Genomic DNA, 17,169 nt, shown 5'->3' with positions numbered 1-17,169 from the left:
GTAACAACAAAGGTATCAGGTAGTTTATTGTAGAGGTTTCAGTATCAAAGTGCTTAAACTATCACTGGGGTTGCTGCTTTTTTCAACGCAGGTGAATGCAAGTATGTTTGGATGGCTTAAGCGGTACGATGTACATTTGTGCCCGGAGGTTCGTGGTATCATCAGCAACAATGGGGAGCCTCTGGCAGGTCTGCGAGTGTACCGTGAGCTTGATTACGACAGAGCGTACAGTGATTCTGCGATAACCGATGCTCAGGGGCGCTTTTTCTTTGCAGAGAAAAATATTCGTTCGCGCTTGCCCGGTAATATGCTGGATCAGAGTACAGTCCGTCAGGTGCTGTCTGTGGATTACCAACAAAAAACCTACCTATTATGGTACAGCTCTACCCCGAGCCTACAGCCTCATTCCGCATTTCAGCAGGCTTTATCTGATTTACAGTGTGAACTGAGCTCTCCAGAGCAACACATGGTGTTCGCCAATGAGGAGTATCCGGATCACCCGCTAGGGGTGGTTGGCATTTGCAAACCAGCATCCCCATAAGCAAGATGCCGCCTGTCGCTGAGCCCATTGCAGAAACTATGATTGGCGTGTATTGCAGCCTGGAGACTACTGTTGCTTTAAAAGCTAAATCAGATACAATCCGAATTAATTGTAATAACAAGGATTTAGGTATGAATGAACTGTTCTGGTTGCTGCCTGCGGTGGTCCTCACCATAGGGCTGGTTATTCTGGTTCGCCGTTACCAGAAGTAGGCCAGCCTTCTTAGCTATGCAGGGAGCTTGTTTATGATTCAGCTTATCTTCATATCGGTAGCAGAACTGCTCTATCATGCCACAGGCAAGTTTACCCCAGAACTGTTGTACATTGTTCTGGCCAACTTTATAGAGTCATGAGGAGCTTTCCATGGTTGTTGGCAGGTGCTGCTGTCATGTTGCTTAGTGGTTGTGCCTTGCCATCAAAACGCGGGATGGAACAAAGTACCCACTTATCATTGGAGCAGGCAGTGGAAACCCGGCTGGGTACTGCCATTCATGATGAGCAACAGCAGCATCCCGGCAACAGTGCCGTTTATCCGTTAATTCAGGCCCAGGATGCCTTCGCCGCCCGGGTAATGTTGATTCGTTCAGCCGATAAAAGCTTGGATTTACAGTACTATATTTGGCAAAACGATATTTCCGGCCAGCTTTTGTTTGAAGAATTGCATCACGCGGCTGAGCGGGGCGTCCGGGTTCGTTTGCTGCTTGATGATCTTGGTGCCAGTGGTTTGGATCAATCACTATGGCATTTGACGCAACATCCGATGGTAGAGGTTCGCCTGTTCAATCCATTTGTCCAGCGGCAGTTCAAGTGGCTTGGCTTTATCTACGATTTTCCGCGTTTGCACCGTCGAATGCACAACAAGGCCTTGATTGCAGACAATCAATTTACTATCGTCGGCGGCCGTAATATTGGCGATGCTTATTTTGGTGCTACCGATGATGTAGTGTTCTCCGATCTGGATGTGCTGGTTGCAGGTGAAGTTGTACAGGATGTGAGCCAAGATTTTGATCTGTACTGGAATAGCCAGGCCTCGTACCCTGCGGAACGATTGATTAAAGAACCCTCCAAAGCACCTGCGCCGGCCAGCACGACCCAGAGTGCAAGAGCCAATAGCTACAGGCAGGCGGTACAACAAAGCGACTTTATGCAGCAATTGGTCAACCACGAACTGGAGCTGCAGTGGGTGCCTGTGCGAATGGTGAGTGACAGTCCTGATAAGGTACTGAACAGAGGCGGCAAAGAGAAAAACCTGATGCCGCAATTAAGAGCAATTATAGGCCAACCAAATCAACAAATTTTGCTGGTAACGCCATACTTTGTGCCAACCAAAGCCGGTGTACAAGCATTCACAGAGCTGGCAAAAAGCGGCATTGATATTCAAATTCTCACCAACTCACTGGCCGCTACTGATGTTGCTATCGTTCACAGTGGCTATGCCAAGTACCGTAAAGCTCTGCTCAAAGCTGGTATTCGCTTGTTTGAGCTTAAGCGAACTTCTGGCAGTGATGAGCAAAAGCGTTTAACCAAAGCATTATCATCTTCATCGGCATCCAGCCTGCACGCGAAAACATTCGCCATTGATGGCGAAACTGTGTTCGTTGGTTCTTTTAATTTTGATCCCCGCTCAGCGCATTTAAATACTGAACTTGGGTTTGTCGTTCAAAGTACCGAGCTTGCAGAGCAAATGCAGCAAGTGTTCCGGGATCTCTTGCTCTTTAGCGCATACGAAGTAAAGCTGGGGCAGGGCAATCGTCTCTATTGGCAAGAGACAACCAGCAGCGGCACCATGCTGCATAGCACTGAACCCGAAAGCAGCGCTTTGCGTCGGCTGGGGGTACGTTTGCTCGGTATGTTGCCGATAGAGTGGTTGCTGTAACAGCAATAAAGCAAAGCCCACCAGTGGTGGGCCAGTTGGTGGAAACGCTTAAGCTTGTGGTTAGAGTCATTATTGTTGCTGTATTAGCAGCCAATCTGCCAGTTTTTGGTTCACTAAATCCGGTGAGGATTGCATAAACCAGTGACCTCCCGGAACAACTTCAATTTGTCCCTTGCCAAGTTCTTGTACTTGTTGCGCCCAGCTTTCAGCATGGAACCAAACCTCCTTGTCTTTACCGTACATAAACAAAAAAGGAGTGCCATAGTCTTCTACCGCTATTGCTCCTGTGGTGTTTTTCGATAACACCGATCGCCATAAATGCCAGTATGGATAGGTCAGGCGCGCATCAGGTCTAAGGTCATCAATGGATTTATCAGGATCAACACGTTCAATTTGCAGAATTTTGTCTGCGGTATAATAGGCTAGTCTGGACCCTAAAGAGTCTGGTAAAGTCCAGGCAATGGCCAGTGCAAGCGTGTATTTCACATTGATGGCTGGTCTTTCTTCATCACCAAAGCTGCCTATATCGAAGAGAACCAGTCTGTTTACTAAATCATGTTCTTTCAGGTAATGAGATGCATAGACAGCGCCCCAGTCATGCGCCATTACTGTCACCGGTCCCCGCCCTAACTCTTTAATAAAGGTATCAATAATTATCCGCATCTGCTGTATGGTGTAATGGGAGCGCTTGCCATTGTCTTCTAATTCGAAGCCGGGCAGTGTAAATCGGACCACGGTATAGTTTTGTTTAAAATACGCGGCCTGCTTGTCCCACAGCTCAAGGCTATCGGGGTAGCCATGAATAAAAACAATGGTTTCTTTGCCTTCTCCTTCTATTTTCACCTCCAGGCTGTTCACTATAGCGGGAAGCATGTTTTGAAAGACATCATCCGATACAGGGCCTTTCAACGTAAAGGCACAGATAAGGTAAAACACAGGGGAGAGAAGTAGCAGCGCAATGACTACTCCTATCATCAGAATCTTTTTCATGCGAATCCTTTTTATAAAAGGCCCACCAGGCACTTATGGTTGGTGGGCAACTGTGGCGGCTTATCGGCGATAGGCATTGACGAGCTGATAATCGGCTTGGTCAGGAAAGATTTCATCCTTCAATGGATTAGCACGATTTTTTATGATGCGTCTTACTTGCCATACCGCTAAAACAATATTCAAAGCCAGCGATAGAATAGCCAGGCTCCAGTTGGCAGCAGGATTGTAGCTTGGTGCGACATTGAAGGTACTGCCAATGGCAAAGAAGTACGGGAACGTCATCACCCACATCATCCAAAAGCTTAGTGTTGCCGCCCGGTTTTGCATCCAGGTACCTTTAGCCCATAGTAAGGCAGGAATAGTCGCTGCTATGTTAAGCGCTACGCCAGAATAAAAAGCATTGCCTGGGGCACAAGAATAGACATAAGCGATATTCCAGACGCCATAAGCGATAACCCACAACCGGGTTTGATCTGGCCACAGCATATCGTAGCGCATACCACCGGCTCGTTTACCTCGGTAGGCAAAGATGCCAAACCAACCACATATCAGCAAAATATTCAAAATACCGGCCACGCCATTCACATAGTTCCAGCCACCAGAAATATACTGCATGCCATCAACAATGCCGCTAAAGCCAGCGATACCGACCTGAAACTCACGTAGGACCGCCTCCGCGATATTGATAGCAAGAATGGCAGGCACCAGAGTGAGGTACCAAGGGTGTTTTTTGTGGTAATCAGTAAATCGAATAACCAGGTAAATGATACTACCGGCCAGCGCTGAATATACTTTTACCCAGGTAAACCATGATGTGACATCACTATCCATATAAAGCCAGACAGGTGTCAGCAGTATCGGTAATCCAATAAATAAACCAAGGCTGGCCCATTTGCTGGCGCGAATTAATTCATTCAAGCCCATCAAAGTACATAGAACGACAAGCCACATCACCCAGTTGTACCAGGGAATAGATTCAAAGAAAAACATACCGGACCTCATTTGCTACTTAGATGCATCGGGATAATGCTGAATTTAGAAGGCGTAGTTGTATTCCAGCCATACCCGGTCTGAGCCACCACTTTTTGAATAAGAGTGAAAGCTTAAACGCAGGTTTTGTTTGCTGGTAATCTGATAGCCGAGGGTAATTTCAATTTGCTGTGGGCTTAGCTCAAGGCCGCCATCTCTGATGCTGTCACTCCAGTCTTTCCCCATCAGCTCATCGGTGTATGTCCAGGCTCCGAGTAACCACCAGGCATCATTAAATTTGTAGCGTGCGTAGATTTTGGCAGAGAAGATGGTTGAGGCCCAATCCATACCACTGCTTCTTGTTGCTACCGCATGTTCACCAACCAATTGGCCCGTATTATCCTCCATGACAACTCCGCCTAGGAGTATCACGGGCCAGATATACGCATTGTCGCTAACAGGAATAGTTGCCAAAGCCCCCGCCTGCACTACAACTGTAGTGCCATAAAATGGGTGATCTTTCACAATGGCGTCAATCATTTTTCCTATGCCATTGGTTGTGTTTACAGAGCCGTAGCGAAATCGAAAGTTGGTGTTGGTTGTTTCATCTTTAAACTGAGGGGATAGGCCGTCCGAGGAAATACCAGAGAATTTTGGCTTACCTCCGTCTTTATCGGTAATGTCGTTTACTTCAAAGATAAAACCGGAGTTACGTTCATCTCCTGGTTTAGAAGTCATGAACATTGTTTTTAAACTAAAACCGTCATTACCGTAACCTAGGCCAAAAGCCGTATAAGCTTCTGTTGGGCTGGACATATCAATAGTGGCAGTTTCATTTGCTGAAACATATGCAGTACTTGATAACGTTGCCATGGTGAGACAAAGCATCTGTTTTACAATCATATTTTTACTCCTTGAGCCTGAGCCTACAATTGGCTCTAGGAGGTAGATCCTACACGCATTAGAGTAATTGCTCTAGTTAAGTAGAGCAATTACTCTAAATAAAGTTTGACATAGATCAGCTTTTCTTCAAAGAAAGGCAATTAGCAGCGTGGAATTGAAAAATTAGGGGGTAAGCCGGCGTTAATGCCGGCTGTAAGCTTGTATCAGAAGCCGAGCGATTTAAAGTCATCGGCGCTATGGCGCTCGGGCAGGGTGCTACCATCCTCGGAGTTGCGGTTTACCAAGCGTCCACGTTGAATAGCAGGACGTTCATTGAGTTGTTTAGCCCAGCGCTGGAGGTGAGTATAGCTTTGCACATCCAAAAACTCAGCGGCATTGTTTTCAACCGAGCTATAGAGTTGTCCCAGCGCTAAAGCGCCATACCAGGGCCAAATCGCCATATCGGCGATGCTGTATTCTGTACCGGCGATATAGGGACGGCTTGCCAGCAATTGATCCAGCACATCCAGTTGACGCTTGGTTTCCATGGCGTAACGGTTAATGGGGTACTCGAACTTTTCCGGTGCATACACATAAAAATGACCAAAGCCGCCACCAACAAAAGGAGCACTGCCCATTTGCCAGAACAGCCAGCTTAGGATCTCGGTACGCTGCTGTGGGCTTTGGCCCAGAAAGCATTGAAACTTTTCAGCCAGATAGAGCAAGATAGCACCAGATTCAAAAACCCGCTGTGGTTGTGCGGGCTCACTGCGATCCAGTAACGCTGGGATCTTGCTATTCGGGTTCAACTCGACAAAACCACTGCCAAACTGATCGCCCTGACCAATATCCACCAACCAGGCATCATACTCAGCCTCTGAAAAACCTAAGGCCAATAACTCCTCCAGCAAAATGGTAACCTTAATGCCATTGGGTGTGCCGAGTGAATACAATTGCAGTGGATGCGCTCCGATTGGCAAGGCTTTTTGATGCGTGGCGCCGGCAACCGGGCGATTAATGGAGGCAAACTTTCCGCCATTTGTACTGGGTTGCCAGACTTTCGGGGGGTGATACTCGTTCATGAGGTACTCCATTTTGAATTGAGCCAGACACCGGTTAAGGTCGTACTTAACAAGTGATGTTCTGATACTAAAACAGGAGAGCTATGTCTTCCAGTAGTAAAGTACCAGCCGGTCGGCTGGCACGGTTAGGCGGTTTTGCCAGTTTGGCCGGAAAGTTGGCCGGTGGTATGTTGGCCGAGGGAGCTAAACGCCTTGCGAAAGGTGAGCCTGGTAGCCGGATGGAACTGCTGCTAACCCCAGCCAATATGAAACGCGTAACCAATCAACTGGCACATATGCGTGGCGCCGCCATGAAGCTGGGACAGCTCTTGTCAATGGATGCAGGCGACTTATTGCCCAGTGAGTTAGCGGATATGCTGGCCCGTTTGCGTGATAATGCCAATCCGATGCCACCTAAACAGTTAGCTGCAGTGCTAAGCTCAGAGCTTGGTGAAGACTGGCAGCGTCATTTCGCTGATTTTACCTTCAAACCCATGGCCGCAGCATCAATAGGCCAGGTGCATCGAGCTGAGCATGACAATGGCATGCAACTAGCGGTTAAGGTGCAGTACCCGGGCGTTCGACAAAGTATCAGCAGCGATGTAGATAATGTGGCGACCTTGCTGCGTATCAGCGGTTTACTACCTCAGGGGGTGGATTACCAAACTTTGTTGGAGGAGGCCAAAGCACAGCTGAGCCGTGAAGCCGACTATCTGCAGGAAGCGGCCTTTATACAACGATTTAAAGATGCGCTGAACAACTCTCCCGAGTTTTTATTACCTGAGCCTATAACGGAGTTGTGTCGCCCCGGCGTATTGGTTATGCGTTACGTGGCAGGCATGCCGGTAGAAAGCCTGCAAGCTCAGCCGCAGGCAGTGCGTGACAGGGTAGTGACACAACTTTTTTGCTTGCTTTTTCGAGAGCTGTTTGAGTTTCAGTTGGTGCAAACAGACCCTAACTTTGCCAATTACCGCTACAACGCAGACACAGAGCAACTGGTACTGCTTGATTTTGGTGCTTGTCGTGAGTACAGCCAGGAGTTCAGTCAGGCGTATCGGCAATTATTCGCAGCCAGCCTGCAGCATGATCAGCCAGGCATGGATAAGGCACTGACCACCATCGGCTTTTTTAGTGAGCAGATTGCTGCTGAGCAACGATTGCGGGTATTGGCTCTGGTAAAGCTGGCTTGCGAGCCGCTGCAGCAGGATGCCCCGTTTGATTTTGGCCAGAGCGATCTGGCATTACGAATACGCGAAGCGGGTACTGCACTGAGTTTGCAGCACAATTACTGGCATACACCACCAGCGGATGCGATCTTCTTGCACCGAAAAATAGGGGGGTTGTATTTGCTGGCAGCCCGCTTGCAAGCCAAAGTCAATGTACGAGCGCTGTTGCAGCCTTACTTGCGGTGATGAGGCCGCTGTATTTCTGCTGCCAACAGGCTGGCCCATTGTTTGGCGCCTGCAATGGATGGATGAAAGCCATCTTGTGCCAGCATCTTGGGTGTCAGCTCTATGGTGGAGCTGAGCACCCTGGCATTGGGCCATCTTGCCAGCGTATTGACCAATTGCTGATTGAGCTGACTGGCCTTCAGGCCAAGCAAGTGGTTCAGTGGTGCGGGCAGGGCACTAAAGTGCTGCATGGGTGGGATGGCACTGAATATGATCTGAGGTGTTGAAAATCGTTGATTAATCAGCTGCACTAAAGCATTGATCTGCGCTCTGAATTGGCGGGCAGAACTAAGCCCGGTCACATCATTTACTCCGATGGACACAACCACCCAGCTCAGTGGTTTTGCTTCCAGCTCCAGCAGGTGCTGCCTGAGCTCGGCACTGTTGATGCCCGTTTGCGCATGCAGTTGCCAGTGCACTTCGGCTTGTTGTGCCAGCAGCCCAACCAACTGGCCAGACAGAGCTTGTTGCTGATGTTGGCAACCGACACCTGCCGCTGCAGAGTCGCCGCAAATCAGCAACTGCTGTTTTGGCCCGTGCCCCTGGATACCTGAACGCTCACCGCTTGCCTCCGGTAAACGCAGTGCCAGCTTTCGTACCCGTTTGCCTTGCCAAAGCAGTAACGGCCAGCAACACAGGGCCAATAACCAAAAACGCCAATGCATGAATTTGTCCAATTGCTTTTTATTACAGCATCTTAGCAAAGAGCCAGCTTGCTTTAGAAGCTCAATTAGATACAATCAGACCGTAAATTAAAATTTTCCACAAGGATTTAGGTATGAACGAGCTGTTTTGGTTGTTGCCTGCAGTTATCCTTACCGTCGGGCTGGTCATTCTGGTACGCCGTTATCAGAAGTAAACGCAAGCCCGGTGATTGCATAACCCGGAGCTTGTGATGTTCGAACTTACTATCATAACGGTGGCAGCCTTGCTGCCCATCGTTAATCCATTCAGTACCGCACCACTTTTTCTGGCAATTACCGAAGGTTACGATCAGCGTACCCGTAACGAGCAAGCGTTGCGGGGCGTATTGTACATGGTCGGAATTTTAACCACCTTTTTGGTGGCCGGTAGTTTGATCATGAACTTCTTCGGCATTTCGCTCCCTGGCGTGCGTATCGCTGGTGGCATTCTGATTGGCCGGGTGGCTTTTCGCATGTTGTATCCACCAGATACAGTGGATTTAACGCCGGATGAAAAGCGTGAAAGCCGCAAGAAAGATGATATTTCGTTTTTCCCATTGGCGATGCCCAGCTTAAGTGGGCCGGGTTCCATTGCTGTAACCATCAGCCTGGCAACCTTATCCACGGCCTGGTGGCAGTATCTGGGTATTTTTATCGGTATACTGGTGCTTGCTGCCATTGTGCTGCTGACTTTACGCTTATCCGGCAGGTTACATAGCTTGTTGGGAGTAAATGGTACTCACGCCATGACCAAGATCATGGGCTTTCTGATGTTCTGTATTGCCATCCAGTTTATTGTTAATGGCATTACCGATCCTGAGCTGCTGCAGTTATTCCGCGCTGGCTTGGCTGTGGATGCTGCCGCTTAGTTTTTCAGGGAAGCACCCGGTGCGTGGTAGCTCGGCTAACAATGAGTGCGTCCATCTGGCCAAGCCGTTTCAGGTCTTTGTTGGGATAATCAAACTGGCTAAGCACATAGCGCATCGCATTCAGCCGGGCTCTTTTTTTGCAGTCGGATTTCACCACAATCCAGGGTGCTTCGGCCGTATCGGTATGCAAAAACATCGCTTCTTTCGCCTTGGTATAATCATCCCATTTATCAAGGGATGCCCGGTCAATGGGGCTTAGCTTCCACTGTTTCAATGGGTGCGATTCGCGCTCAATAAAGCGACGTTTTTGCTCATCGCGGGTTACCGAAAACCAGAATTTTATTAGATGGATACCAGAGCGCACCAGGTTTTGCTCAAAGCCGGGTGCCTGACGGATAAATTCGCGGTAATCCTCATCACTGCAAAAGTTCATCACCCGCTCAACACCGGCCCGGTTGTACCAGGAGCGGTCAAACAACACAATCTCACCAGCCGTTGGCAGATGCTGCACATAACGCTGAAAATACCACTGGCCTTGTTCTGCCCGGGTGGGCTTTTCCAGGGCAATCACCCGGGCACCCCGTGGGTTTAAGTGCTCCATAAAACGTTTGATGGTGCCGCCTTTACCCGCTGCATCACGGCCCTCGAACAAAATCACCACTCTGGCACCGGTTTCCTTCACCCAGTGTTGCAGTTTCAGCAGTTCCACTTGCAGGTTGTATTTTTGCTTTTCATAGCTTTTGCGGCGCAGGCGGTTTTTATAAGGGTAGGGGCTTTCCTGCCAATCGGGTAACAGTTCATCATCCGAGCCACTATCAAGGTTAGCGGTTTTTTCAAACTCTTCACGCAGCAGTACTTTCCGCAATAAGGCCACATCATCCGGCGATGCCCCTTGCACAATGGATTGCAGCTGCATGCTTAGCGCGTCTACCGATTGATCATTTATCGTCGCGTTACTGCGCTCAGAGATGTCCCGCAAGACCACCTCCAAAGAGGCCTGAGCACCGCTCATTTTCTGTTTACTGGTTTCTTCTGCGATCGCTGCCGGCGCAAGATCGGGCAGGGTGTCGCCTGTAATTACCTGCTGACGTTTGGGTTTCATTGATGGTTTGTAAGGTACATTCGCCACAACTCGCTCCTTTTATGCCCAAGTAAAAGTATAGTGTACAGGACCAGAACTGTTATTGATCAAGAACAGAGTTTGGCATTGGATTATCAGGATATCAAAGGCTTAGTTAAGTGATACTATCCAATGTCAGTGATAGTTCTGTACAGGCTACGGAGCCATTGTCGTTAATAAGCTGGCGTCAGTATGAAAACTCAACGCGTTGCGAATCCCTCTTTAACGCTTTGTTAGTTGCCCTCGCATAATGTCAGTGCTAACATTTGTGCGTACAAATAAAGGTGCTGATCATGGATACCAGAATTCAATTTCGTGTAGACGAAGAAATAAAACGCTTAGCTCAGCAAATGGCTGAAAGCCAAGGCCGAACTCTTAGCGATGCTTGTCGTGAGCTCACTGAACAATTGGCAGAACAACAACGCAATGCATTATCTCACGATGTGTGGCTAACTGAACAAGTAAATCAAGCATTTGAGAAGTTCGACTCAGGAAAAGCGGTGTTCGTTGAACATAACGTAGCTAAAACTCAAATAGCTGAACGTAAAGCTAAAATCCGAAATCGAGGCCACGGATGATTCTCTGGGAAGAAGCCTCCCTTAATGATCGTGAGAAAATTTTCGAATTTCTTTATGGCTTTAATCCAGCTGCAGCTGAAAAAGCTGATGAGCTCATCGAAACCAAAGTCGAAAACTTACTTGAGCAGCCACTAATGGGTGTTCAACGAGATGGAATTCGCGGTAGATTACTCATTATCCCAGAAATATCCATGATTGTTTTATATTGGGTTGATGGTTCAAAAATTCGTATAATGCGAGTTCTCCATCAAAAACAGAAATTTCCAGCCGAATAAATATAGTCAACAGCAACTAACAGTTATTTTTTAGACCTCTCAGAAAGTACAAACATCGGGAACACAGCCCAATCCAGCTCGGCAACCCAAGGCATGATTTGCTCTATGGCAGCTGCTATCTGTGCAGCACTTAGCCTGAGCCGCTCGAACTTACATTGCCGCATTCCCAAATAATTGAAGGATAGCACCCGCTTGTCTCGCACCGTGTTAGCTTGAAACTGCCGGTGTAGGCCCGCCATCTCTGTAGCAACACCCAGCATGTAATGCAGCCAGTTCGTCAGAGCGGCCAGTAAAATCAGGAGCGCCAAACGCGTTGGCTCCGCGGTGCCATGCGCATTGCTGCCCAGCTAAATAGCGGTAACCGTACAGCGCTGATGCTGCAGCAAGCTTTGTGCTGCTGAAAGTAGTGATGAAAATCTGGTCTTATACATCCTTTCCGGGGTGACAAAAGAGAGAAAACGAGCGAGCATAGTTTTCATATTCATGGCTGTTGGTGGTATGTTTTTTTTGGCGAAAGATCAGATCGTGAACGGCCATGAATGTTCCCTTCTCGCTTATCTTTTTGTTTTAACTAGCCCATTTGTGGGGATACCTTAGGTATTTGTTATTGCCACAGAGGGGACTATCCTCTAAAGTCTTACAAGATATTGATTGCAAAGGATTTGGACCAAGTATGGCGCGCAGAAAAAACAGCTCCGTTTTTGAAGATCTTTTTAGTATTGCGACTATGCTGCCTTGGTGGATTGGAGTGGCGCTGGCCGTCGTCGCTTATGCATTGATCAGTAGCTTTGCTGTTATGCCAGAAATAGACCCACTTCAGCCAACCGCTCATATTCAACAGTCGATGATCTACCCGCTAGCATTGTATGGTCAGTACATCGTACCAGGCCTTTTACTGATGGGCGCTGCGAAGTCATTTTATGATCGCCAAAAGCGGAAAAAGCTGCTATCCAATGTGCGTGATAGTTCTGTACCGGCTACGGAGCCATTGTCCTTAATAAGCTGGCGTGAGTTTGAAATGTTGGTAGGGCAGTACTTTCAGGAGAAAGGTTATCGAGTTCATGAAACGGGTGGTGCAGCCGATGGCGGTGTTGATCTACGCCTTACCGCCAGTGACTACAACACCTACCTGGTACAGTGTAAACACTGGAAAGCTGGCAAAGTCCCAGTGAATGTAGTGCGCGAACTGTTCGGAGTAATGACTGCAGAAAACGCTCAGGGTGGCTTTGTGGTAACCTCCGGGCAATTCACTGCTGAAGCTCAAAACTTTGCAGATAAAACCAACATTAAACTTATCGATGGCAAGTTGCTTGTAGGCTCAATGAAAGGGCGCTCAACTGACGAAATCACACAAAAAACGAGTAAAACAGCGCCAAGCTGTCCGATTTGCAATAGCAGTATGGTCGTCAGAACAGCACGTAAAGGGCTAAATGCTGGTAATCAATTTTATGGTTGTTCGCGCTTTCCTGATTGTAGGGGAACCAGAGCTTATGAGTAATGCGGTTAAGGTTATGTGCCCACTTTGTGCCAAAAGCGGACATTCTTGGCCCTCTCAAAACTTTAAACCGGGCGCCCCCCCTGACCAAATCTGAAGGCCTTCACGGATTGTTAGGCGGAATTAATCGCTAGTTGTTGCAGATATTGATACTAGCTGTATCTATAACTTGTTGTCATTTATGTAGAAACATTGTAGTGTTCTGTAGATAACTTTTCCAAGTACGAAAAAATCCGTGTTTAAGTATAGATAATTACTGCCTAATAAGCGTACAAATTTCATGGAGTAATCTATGACTGTAAACTCGCACCTCGTCAATTTAGCAAGTAGCTTGGTGCTCTCTGACACAGAAAAATTAAATATTGCAATATCTATCAATACGCTATCATCAAGGCTTGATTCATATTTTGGTCGCGGTATAAATGACAAATTCCAATTCGGTTCAAGTTGTCGAGGCACAATTCTACCGAGAAAAGCTGATGCAAAGTCGGATATAGATTATATGGTTGTTTTTGACACCTCTGAAGGTCAGAAAAAGCCACAAACTTACTTAGATAGGCTCAGGCGGTTTGCCGAAAATAAATACACACGTTCAGAAATATCCCAATCCAACCCCACCATAGTTTTATCACTTAATCATATAAGGTTTGAGCTGGTGCCTGCTGTGTATAGCTATGACTATTTAATTCCCTCACCAAAATCATCTTGGGAAGAGTGGATGTCAACAGATCCCCTTTCAGCGAACCAGCAGATATCGGATAAAAACATCGCTGAGAATAGCAAAATAAAACCTTTGGTTAGATTGATAAAATACTGGAACTCGATACAAGGGCATCCATTTGCTTCTTACGATTTAGAAAAACATATCGTTAATAGTAACTACTTTTTTTGCAGATCTCTTAAAGACTACTTTTACTGTTTCTGGGAAGATATCAACTGCACCTACGGTACTCCCCAATATATTAAGGATAAGGTGCAAAGGGCAAAAACTTACGCAGCGAAAGCAAAGCAATATGAAGCTGATGACATGCCCATATCAGCTGAATCTGAAATTAAAAAGATTGTTCCTATACTATGAATAAAGAAAGGGTTGATGAAGTCTCACGTTACTACGATTCTGCTGGTAGGGTAGAGTTTTTTGTAGCATGTCTTTTCTGGATTAGTGCTTTGCTTTCATTGACTATTCTGTTTTACGAGGATATTCATGTAATTTTGCAGAAATTACTGCCCATATTATTTATTTTAACAGTTCTTTCTCAGTTTATCGCTTCTCAAGCAAACCGATTTTACCTAATTCCAAGAGCGGAAAAATTGAGAAGAAAGCAAATGCTTTCAGATGCTCTTGGCACTCCGCTATCCCATGATAAAACGTCGTTTTACTACAACAATATGTATGCTCCTTCAATAAAGCGACTAGGTGCAAATACTATGGAAAATGCATTTTTCAGCACTGAAGTGGCTGGGAAAATGCTTGTTACCAAGCGGTCTTTGGTGATCATATATATTGCTTGTTGGGTGATGCTCTTTTCGTTCCGTGATACAAACTTGAGCATTATGATGTGGATAACGCAGATTGTTTTTTCTGGTGAGATTATTGCTCAATGGCTCAGTGTCGAGGTTCTTAGGGCTCGCCAAGAACGAACATATGAAAGGCTGCATAATCATTTTTTTCATAAGATCGGTAGTGATTCTGCAAAGGAGGTTGCTACAATTCTGGATGCTTTCGTAACCTATGAAACAGCGAAGTCATCGTCTTCCTGTCTTCTTTCATCTAAAGTTTTTCACAAACTAAACCCATCACTTACAAAAAAATGGGAGCAAATCCGCAAGGATCTAGACATGGATTTCTAGCTAGTGCCATCACAAAAGCGTTAATGTCCGATTTTCACAAGCAGAGTTAAGTAGTTAACTAAACATTCTATCACTGATAGCACTTACTTAGTCGATAATTTCAACAAGTGAGTGACTTAGTCATTGAATTATTTTGGATTGAGTTCATCTTGGCATTCAGTGCCGCTACGCTCTCTTCGATACTCTGTAAGCCGAAGCTTCTTTCATCAACTTTTGCCGTTTACAATCACACTTAACTTTAAGTTGTTCTGCTCCAGGTTATATAGCTACTTTCTTAAGAGACGCTCCTCAGTGATTTACGATGATGTTAAAGGCTTCCTGGAGTATTCTGTAAAGTGTAACTTTAAATTATTCCACATATCCTTTAATTTCAGTGACTTAATTTTAGCTTCGATTCGGTATTGGTTCAAACAGAAAAGATTTTAATTAATAATAAAATTTTTCTCCAGTATGCTAATGTTAATACGATTGTGCTGTACTTACTAATGCCTGAATAAATATAAGGAATGGTTATGAACAAATTTATAGTCATAGGGCTTGGCGGCAAGCCTGTTGGATGTCAAATTGTCCCAGATCAAGCCCGATTTACAATGAATTATGGAATAGCATTTGGGCCAGCATCCTTTTCAGAGTGTCAACAGTGGTTGAAAGACAACTGTACACCACTTGAGAGTACACTTGACTCATACGTTGTGATAGCTCCTATAGCTGGTTCTGACTCTTGTAAAGTCATTCATGAAAATGAAAGCTATTTGATGACATATACGCTAGTGTTTGGTCCTGCTTCCAAAGAAGAGTGTGAACACTGGGTAAAGGAAAGCTGCCATTAAGGCAGCTTTAAAATGATGTTGCTTAAATTTTCGGATTGGTCAATGGCTAACATGTAGACGTTTGTGTCACAACCGTTGCTGGAAGGAAATAGCCCAAATTAGTTGACCAGCTCAAACCGAGAGTCTACTTTTTATGAGTAAAAACAGAACCAAACAATATTGACTCATTAGATTCAATGATAAAGATATCTCGAGGGTGTGATATTTGTTAATTCACAAATGGGTCATACGACCAAGCCTAGACAACTTCCGTAGACCGCCGAAGGTTTTGCCTTCAAACATTATCAGGACCAGAGTTGGTTTAAGGCGGTGACTAGGATAGAAGTTGAAACCACTTTACCCAAGAGATAATTTTTTGTTTTCTCTACGATCTGTTAAATTTTAGGTGGTTGTAGATATAGCGAAATTAATCAATGCACGAAGACGCAACTAACAATTTACTAAATTTCGTTCTGATAACAAAAAAAGCCTGGCCTCCACGTGACTTTTTACGATGCGCTGCGGCAGCCCCTTAGCAATTCGTTAAGTCAATAACATACTAAAAAGGTTAATTTATATGAAATGGCAGCGCTTTGGTGAGAATAAAATTGCCTCTATAATGATTACAGGAATCGATAATTTTCGAGAATCATTGGCCAATGTCATGGGTGATGGGTTTATCGATTATTCAGGTATAGTCATATCTACCAACGGTGATTTAGCTAAGGGTGATAAGATAGAAAAGCGTTGCTATAGTAAAGGTGGTTTCAAGTTTTTATATCGTGATTATTTAGAGGAAAATGAGCCGGTTGAAAATTTCCCTGTAAATAGACTAAAAGAATTTATAGAAAAAATAGCTAAACTTTATTTTATTGAAGTATTAGAAATAAGGGCAGAGGGGTAATCATCCCATTTTTAATGGACGTTAGAAGTAGAAGGTTGTGTTAATAAAGCCTTTTTAAATTTCGGTGGTATGCCACCAATGGCTTTGTTTGGTCGTTCATTGTTGTAAAACCAGAGCCATTCTGTCGCATGATCTTGCACCTCGGCAATACTGTTAAATAAATATTGGTTTAACCATTCGTAGCGAACGGTGCGGTTGTACCGCTCCACATACGCATTCTGCTGTGGATTGCCAGGCTGAATAAACTTCAGTTCAACATCATGTTTTTCAGCCCACTCAGCCAGTAAAGCGCTGATGTATTCCGGGCCATTGTCACTACGGATTTGCCTGGGTTTGCCACGCCATTCAATAACGTGATTGAGTGTGCGAACAACGCGCTCAGCCGGTAGCGAGAAGTCGACTTCAATCGCCAAACCTTCACGGTTAAAATCGTCAATGATGTTTAGCAGCCTGAAGCTGCGACCATCTTCAAGCTGGTCATGCATGAAGTCCATAGACCAACACTCGTTTATTGATTCAGGCACGGCCAGTGCGTCTGGCTTCTCGCGTTTTAAGCGCTTCTTAGACTTTATCCGCAAATTAAGCTCTAGCTCCCGATAAATCCTCAACACCCGCTTGTGGTTCCAACGGAAGCGTTTCACGTTGCGTAAAAAGTAAAAACACATACCGAAGCCCCAATTGCGATGAGCCTCGGTTAGACGGAGTAGCCAATCAGCAATTTTTGCGTTCTCGTCACTCAGTTTCGCCTGATAGCGATAACAGGTTTCGCTAATCCCAAACAGGGCACACGCTAACTTGATGGCAATGGAGTGGGT

The 17,169-nt window shown here is 45.9% G+C and carries 19 protein-coding genes; 11 read left to right on the top strand and 8 right to left on the bottom strand.

Annotation, left to right across the window (positions count from 1 at the left end):
* Window positions 1–103 precede the first annotated feature (103 nt).
* Both ABC502_RS09190 and ABC502_RS09185 read left to right on the top strand, forming a co-directional pair.
* Window positions 104–541: a DUF6795 domain-containing protein gene (locus tag ABC502_RS09190; RefSeq protein ID WP_345915676.1), complete on the top strand. Its 438-nt coding sequence runs from the start codon at window positions 104–106 to the stop codon at window positions 539–541.
* Window positions 542–929: 388 nt separating this feature from the next.
* Entirely contained in the window at window positions 930–2,417 is a 1,488-nt protein-coding gene (locus tag ABC502_RS09185; RefSeq protein ID WP_345915675.1) for a phospholipase D family protein, read from the top strand.
* Window positions 2,418–2,486: 69 nt separating this feature from the next.
* Here ABC502_RS09185 and ABC502_RS09180 read toward each other — a convergent pair whose 3' ends face one another.
* From ABC502_RS09180 to yghU, 4 genes are all read right to left on the bottom strand, one after another.
* Window positions 2,487–3,407 (bottom strand): alpha/beta hydrolase, encoded by a 921-nt coding sequence (locus ABC502_RS09180; protein ID WP_345915674.1) that lies wholly within the window; start codon window positions 3,405–3,407, stop codon window positions 2,487–2,489.
* A gap of 60 nt (window positions 3,408–3,467) precedes the next feature.
* On the bottom strand, window positions 3,468–4,397 hold the full coding sequence (locus tag ABC502_RS09175) for a DUF5692 family protein (RefSeq protein ID WP_330086908.1): 930 nt from the start codon (window positions 4,395–4,397) through the stop codon (window positions 3,468–3,470).
* 45 nt (window positions 4,398–4,442) lie between these two features.
* Window positions 4,443–5,279 carry a hypothetical protein gene (locus tag ABC502_RS09170; protein WP_330086909.1) on the bottom strand — a complete coding sequence of 279 codons (837 nt, stop codon included), beginning with the start codon at window positions 5,277–5,279 and terminating at the stop codon, window positions 4,443–4,445.
* A gap of 203 nt (window positions 5,280–5,482) precedes the next feature.
* Window positions 5,483–6,340 carry a glutathione-dependent disulfide-bond oxidoreductase gene (gene yghU, locus ABC502_RS09165; RefSeq protein ID WP_345915672.1) on the bottom strand — a complete coding sequence of 286 codons (858 nt, stop codon included), beginning with the start codon at window positions 6,338–6,340 and terminating at the stop codon, window positions 5,483–5,485.
* Between the two features lie 83 nt (window positions 6,341–6,423).
* On the opposite strand from yghU, the gene ABC502_RS09160 reads away from it, so the two are divergent.
* The gene (locus ABC502_RS09160) at window positions 6,424–7,731 is read left to right on the top strand and encodes an AarF/ABC1/UbiB kinase family protein (RefSeq protein WP_345915671.1); all 1,308 of its coding nucleotides are present in this window, start codon (window positions 6,424–6,426) and stop codon (window positions 7,729–7,731) included.
* Here the strand turns inward: ABC502_RS09160 and ABC502_RS09155 are convergent.
* Window positions 7,719–8,435 carry an SGNH/GDSL hydrolase family protein gene (locus ABC502_RS09155; protein ID WP_345915670.1) on the bottom strand — a complete coding sequence of 239 codons (717 nt, stop codon included), beginning with the start codon at window positions 8,433–8,435 and terminating at the stop codon, window positions 7,719–7,721. The two genes, ABC502_RS09160 and ABC502_RS09155, sit on opposite strands and share 13 nt — an antisense overlap.
* Window positions 8,436–8,665: 230 nt before the next feature.
* Between ABC502_RS09155 and ABC502_RS09150 the strand changes: the two genes are divergently transcribed.
* Window positions 8,666–9,322, top strand: a complete 657-nt coding sequence (locus ABC502_RS09150; RefSeq protein WP_330127756.1) for a MarC family NAAT transporter — start codon at window positions 8,666–8,668, stop codon at window positions 9,320–9,322.
* A 4-nt stretch (window positions 9,323–9,326) separates the two neighbouring features.
* Here ABC502_RS09150 and ppk2 read toward each other — a convergent pair whose 3' ends face one another.
* The gene (gene ppk2, locus ABC502_RS09145) at window positions 9,327–10,451 is read right to left on the bottom strand and encodes a polyphosphate kinase 2 (RefSeq protein WP_345915669.1); all 1,125 of its coding nucleotides are present in this window, start codon (window positions 10,449–10,451) and stop codon (window positions 9,327–9,329) included.
* 284 nt (window positions 10,452–10,735) lie between these two features.
* Here ppk2 and ABC502_RS09140 point away from each other — a divergent pair, with 284 nt between their 5' ends.
* Both ABC502_RS09140 and ABC502_RS09135 read left to right on the top strand, forming a co-directional pair.
* Window positions 10,736–11,020 carry a type II toxin-antitoxin system RelB/DinJ family antitoxin gene (locus tag ABC502_RS09140; RefSeq protein ID WP_345915668.1) on the top strand — a complete coding sequence of 95 codons (285 nt, stop codon included), beginning with the start codon at window positions 10,736–10,738 and terminating at the stop codon, window positions 11,018–11,020.
* A complete protein-coding gene (locus ABC502_RS09135; RefSeq protein ID WP_345915667.1) occupies window positions 11,017–11,295 on the top strand; it encodes a type II toxin-antitoxin system RelE/ParE family toxin in 279 nt (92 codons plus the stop codon). Before ABC502_RS09140 ends, ABC502_RS09135 begins: the two co-directional genes overlap by 4 nt.
* 23 nt (window positions 11,296–11,318) lie before the next feature.
* On the opposite strand, the gene ABC502_RS09130 is transcribed toward ABC502_RS09135, so the two are convergent.
* Window positions 11,319–11,603, bottom strand: a complete 285-nt coding sequence (locus ABC502_RS09130; RefSeq protein ID WP_345915666.1) for a hypothetical protein — start codon at window positions 11,601–11,603, stop codon at window positions 11,319–11,321.
* A gap of 293 nt (window positions 11,604–11,896) precedes the next feature.
* On the opposite strand from ABC502_RS09130, the gene ABC502_RS09125 reads away from it, so the two are divergent.
* The 5 genes from ABC502_RS09125 (at window position 11,897) to ABC502_RS09105 (ending at window position 16,354) form a co-directional block, all read left to right on the top strand.
* Entirely contained in the window at window positions 11,897–12,793 is an 897-nt protein-coding gene (locus ABC502_RS09125; protein ID WP_345915665.1) for a restriction endonuclease, read from the top strand.
* A 289-nt stretch (window positions 12,794–13,082) separates the two neighbouring features.
* Complete coding sequence (locus ABC502_RS09120) at window positions 13,083–13,868, top strand: nucleotidyltransferase (RefSeq protein ID WP_345915664.1); 786 nt, start codon at window positions 13,083–13,085, stop codon at window positions 13,866–13,868.
* Window positions 13,865–14,641 carry a hypothetical protein gene (locus tag ABC502_RS09115; protein WP_345915662.1) on the top strand — a complete coding sequence of 259 codons (777 nt, stop codon included), beginning with the start codon at window positions 13,865–13,867 and terminating at the stop codon, window positions 14,639–14,641. Before ABC502_RS09120 ends, ABC502_RS09115 begins: the two co-directional genes overlap by 4 nt.
* A gap of 512 nt (window positions 14,642–15,153) precedes the next feature.
* Window positions 15,154–15,471 (top strand): hypothetical protein, encoded by a 318-nt coding sequence (locus tag ABC502_RS09110; protein WP_345915661.1) that lies wholly within the window; start codon window positions 15,154–15,156, stop codon window positions 15,469–15,471.
* A gap of 556 nt (window positions 15,472–16,027) precedes the next feature.
* Window positions 16,028–16,354: a hypothetical protein gene (locus ABC502_RS09105; RefSeq protein WP_345915660.1), complete on the top strand. Its 327-nt coding sequence runs from the start codon at window positions 16,028–16,030 to the stop codon at window positions 16,352–16,354.
* 11 nt (window positions 16,355–16,365) lie between these two features.
* On the opposite strand, the gene ABC502_RS09100 is transcribed toward ABC502_RS09105, so the two are convergent.
* Window positions 16,366–17,169 (bottom strand): IS3 family transposase (locus ABC502_RS09100; RefSeq protein WP_345915659.1); only part of this gene is annotated, 804 nt, incomplete at its 5' end.

Origin of the sequence: Alkalimonas sp. NCh-2 (assembly GCF_039631345.1) — a bacterium.
Taxonomy (GTDB): Bacteria; Pseudomonadota; Gammaproteobacteria; order Enterobacterales; family Alteromonadaceae; genus Alkalimonas; species Alkalimonas mucilaginosa.
This window is presented reverse-complemented; position numbering and strand designations above follow the sequence as displayed.